Source organism: Kitasatospora sp. NPDC036755 (assembly GCF_040636595.1).
In the GTDB taxonomy this organism is placed as follows: domain Bacteria; phylum Actinomycetota; class Actinomycetes; order Streptomycetales; family Streptomycetaceae; genus Kitasatospora.
Genome location: NZ_JBEZUT010000497.1, coordinates 1 through 4,394, shown reverse-complemented (window position 1 = coordinate 4,394; position 4,394 = coordinate 1). Strand labels below are relative to the sequence as shown.

General features: G+C 73.8%; 1 protein-coding gene and 1 pseudogene. Both read right to left on the bottom strand.

Annotated features, from left to right (window positions below; all coding sequences use genetic code 11):
- Nucleotides 1–1,591: pseudogene (locus AB0E96_RS38700) on the bottom strand (beta-ketoacyl synthase N-terminal-like domain-containing protein); the annotation flags it as partial.
- A gap of 64 nt (nt 1,592–1,655) precedes the next feature.
- Nucleotides 1,656–4,394, bottom strand: a 2,739-nt coding sequence (locus AB0E96_RS38695; protein ID WP_359831161.1) for a type I polyketide synthase, incomplete at its 5' end; no start/stop codon positions are given.

Sequence of the window (4,394 nt, the reverse complement as noted above, 5' to 3'; positions counted from 1 at the left end):
GCGCCTCCAACAGCGCCGCCCGGTCGGCACCGACCACCGCCGCACGGTGGTCCATCGCGGCCCGCGTCGTGGCCAGCGAGAACCCGACATCCACCGGATCCAGCTCCGCATCGCCCTCCACCAGCGCCAGCAGCCGGGCCGCCTGACCCCGCAGCCCCGCCTGCGAACGCGCCGACAGCACCCACGGCACCGCCGGGAGCCCGTCACGCTCGGTGGTCTCGACGGGCTGCTCGGCCTCGGGAGCTTCGAGGATCACATGGGCGTTGGTGCCGCTGAACCCGAAGGAGGAGACGGCGGCCCGGCGCGGGCGCCCCTCGACCGCCGGCCATTCCCGCGCCTCGGTCAGCAACTCCACCGCACCGGCCGACCAGTCCACCTTCGGCGACGGCTCGTCCACGTGCAGCGTCTTCGGCATCACCCCGTGCCGCATCGCCAGCACCATCTTGATCACACCCGCCACACCCGCCGACGCCTGCGCATGACCGATGTTCGACTTCAACGACCCCAACCACAGGGGCCGTTCGGCCTCACGGCCCTGCCCGTACGTCGCCAGCAACGCCTGCGCCTCGATCGGATCACCCAGCGCCGTCCCCGTACCGTGCGCCTCCACCACATCCACATCCGCCGACGCCAACCGCGCCGACGCCAACGCCTGCCGAATCACCCGCTGCTGCGACGGACCATTCGGAGCCGTCAGACCGTTCGACGCACCGTCCTGATTCACCGCGCTACCCCGCACCACCGCCAGCACCCGGTGCCCACGCCGCCGCGCCTCCGACAACCGCTCCAACAGCACCACCGCCACACCCTCGGCCCACGCCGTCCCATCGGCGGCGGCCGCGAACGCCTTGCACCGGCCATCGACCGCCAGCCCCCGCTGCCGCGAGAAGTCGATGAACGCACCGGGCGTCGCCATGGTCGCCACGCCGCCGGCGAGGGCCATCTCCGTCTCGCCCTGCCGCAGCGACTGCACGGCGAGGTGCAGCGCCACCAGCGAGGACGAGCACGCGGTGTCCAGCGTCACCGCCGGGCCCTCGAGACCGAGCGTGTACGACACCCGGCCCGAGGCGACACTGCCCGAGGTGCCGATCCCGAGCAGGCCCTCCACCTCGTCGGGAAGCCCGTCCGTGGCGGTGGCGTAGTCGTGGTACATGACGCCGGAGTAGACCCCGATGCTGCTCCCCTTGAGCCCGGTGGGGTCGATGCCCGCCCGCTCGAAGGCCTCCCACGAGGACTCCAGCAGCAGCCGCTGCTGCGGGTCCATCGCCAGCGCCTCACGGCGCGAGATGCCGAAGAACTCGGCGTCGAACCCGGCCGCGTCCTCCAGGAAGCCGCCCTCGCGCGCATAGGAGGTGCCCACGTGGTCCGGATCCGGGTCGAACAGCGCCTCCAGGTCCCAGCCGCGGTCCTCCGGGAACCCGGAGATCGCGTCCCGCTCCTCCACCAGAAGCCGCCACAGCTCCTCCGGCGAGGACACCCCGCCCGGCAGCCGGCACGCCATCCCGACGATCGCGATCGGCTCGGATCCGGTGGCGAGCAGGTTGCCGTTCTCCTCCCGCAGACGCTCGTTCTCCAGCAAGGAAGCACGCAGGGCTTCGACGAGCCTGGCCTCGGACGTACTCACGTTGTTCTTCCTCCGTGTTGGCTGAGGGGGATCAGTTGGTGCTGCCGAGGGCGCGGGCCACGAGGCTGTCGACGCTCATGGTCGCGATCAGGCTTCCGGCATCGGTGTCGGTGCTGCCGCCGGGCGCGGACCCGGCGGTCGCGGCTGCGGCGTCCGGCGTGTCCGCGAGCCTCAACAGGGCTTGCAGCAAGCCGAGTTCACGGAACCGGTCGAAGGGGACGGAGGCGAGGACGCGCCGCAGCCGGGCCTCCTCGGCCCGGTCGGGCACCTCGGCGACGCCGTCGGGAACGAGTTCGCCCGCCAGGTGCCGGACGAGTTCGGCCGGCGTCGGGTAGTCGAACACCAGGGTGGCCGGCAGCCGGACCCCGGTCGCGGCGGCCAGGCGGTTGCGCAGCTCGATCGCCGAGAGCGAGTCGAAGCCGACGTCCTTGAACGCCTGCTCCTCGTGGATCGCGGCGGCCGTCGCGTGGCCCAGCACACCCGCCGTCTCGGCCAGCACCAGGCCCGTCAGGTGCGCCGTGCGCTCCGCCGGCCCGGCGAGCCCCGCCAGCACGTCGGCCAACGACTGCCCGGCCGCCGGTCCGCCGCCCGCCACCCGGCGGGCCGAGCGCACGAGGCTCCGGAAGACGGGGGCCAGTGGGGCGGTGGCGGCCTGCCGGCGCATCGCGGCGAGGTCCAACTTGGCCGGCACCAGGGCCGGTTCGGCCGAACGGAGACCGGCGTCGAACAGGGCCATGCCCTCGTCGGCCGCCAGCGGCAGCATGCCGGAGCGCGCCACCCGGTCCTGGTCGCCGTCGCCCAACTGGCCGCCCATGCCGGCCGACTGCGCCCAGAGGCCCCAGGCGAGCGAGCTCGCGGGCAGGCCCTGGGCCCGCCGCTGCCGCGCCAGACCGTCCAGGAAGGCGTTCGCCGCCGCGTAGTTGCCCTGGCCGGGCGTGCCGAGCGTACCGGCGACGGAGGAGAAGAGGACGAACGCGGCCAGGTCCGTGTCGCGGGTCAACTCGTGCAGGTGCCAGGCGGCGTCGACCTTCGGACGGAACACCCCGTCCAGACGCTCCGGCGTCAACGCCGTCACCACACCGTCGTCCAGCACACCGGCCGTGTGCACCACCGCCGTCAGCGCCCGCTCCGCCGGCACCGAGCCCAGCAGACCCGCCACCGACGCCCGGTCACCCAGATCACAGGCCACCACGTCCACCGACGCGGCGCCCAACTCCCGCAGATCCTCCACCAGTTCACCAATACCGGCAGCACCGGAACCTCGACGGCTCGCCAGCACCAGATGCCGCACCCCGTGCGCCACCACCAAATGCCGCGCCACCAGAGCACCCAGAGCACCACCACCGCTCACCAGCACCGTGCCCCGCGGATCCAGCGAACCGAACCCCGGCTCCGCCGCCTCCGCGCCCGCACGCACCAGCCGGGGCACCCGCGCCTCCCCGCCGGCCAGGACGACCTGCGGCTCACCCGACGCCACCGCTCGCGCCACCGGACCGCGCGCGTCCGTGTCCGTGTCGACGTCCACCAGGACGAACCGGTCCGGGTTCTCCGCCTGCGCCGACCGCACCAGACCCCAGACCGCGGCCACCGCCGGATCCTGGGCCACCCCACGGGTCAGCACGACCGACGCACCGGAACCCTCACCCGCCAGCCGCTCCCGCATCCACTCCACGGCACGCCCGGCCAGCACCCGAGCCCGCTCCGGACCCTCACCGGCCACCCCACCCACCAGGTCGCCGGTCAGATCCAACACCTCCGGCTCGACAGCGCCACCCTCCGGCAGCACCACCGGCACCCACTCCACCCGGAACAGCGCATCCCCCGCACCACGCCCCGCCGACGACAACTGCTCGGCCGACACCGGGCGGGTCACCAGCGAGTCGACGGCCACGACCTGCTCACCCCGGGCGTCGAAGAGGTCGAGGGCGACGGCGTCGTCCCCCGCCCGCACGGCCCGCACCCGCAGGTGGGTGGCGCCGGCGGCGTGCAGACGGACACCGTTCCAGGCGAACGGCAGCCGGACCTCGTCGGCGGACCCCCCGGGCTCCGCGCAGAAGGTGCTCGCCTGGAGAGCGGCGTCCAGGAGTGCCGGGTGCAGGCCGTAGCGGCCAGCCTCGCCCTGGAGCTGCTCGGGCAGTTCGACCTCGGCGAAGACCTCCTCACCGCGCGTCCACACCGCCCGCAGCCCCTGGAACGACGGCCCGTACACCACACCGGCCCCGGCCTGGCGCTCGTAGAACTCCGCCGGATCCTCCGCCCGGGCGTCCACCGGAGGCCACTGCGTCAGGCTCTCGCCCGCGATGCGGCCCTCCTCGGTGAGCGTGCCGGTGGCATGCCGGATCCACGGCTGGTCGGCGGAAGCGTCCTCGGCGCGCGAGTACACGCCCACCGTCCGGCGCCCGGCCTCGTCCGCACCGGACACGGCCACCCGCAGCTGCACTCCGCCGGTGTCCGGCAGCACCAGCGGCGCCTCGATCACCAGCTCCTCGACGGCACCGGCACCCACCTCGTCACCGGCCCGCAGAACGAACTCGACGAGCCCCGAGCCGGGGACCAGCGTGGTGCCGGAGACCACGTGATCGGCGAACCACGGGTGGGTGCGCAGGGAGAGTTTGGCGGTGGCGACGAGGCTGCCGTCCTCCGGGAGTTGGACCAGGGCGCCGAGCAGTGGGTGTTCGGCCGAGGTCAGGCCCGCCGCCGACACGTCACCGGCCGAGGCACCCGACTCCAGCCAGAACCGCTCGTGCTGGAAGGCGTAGGTCGGCAGTTC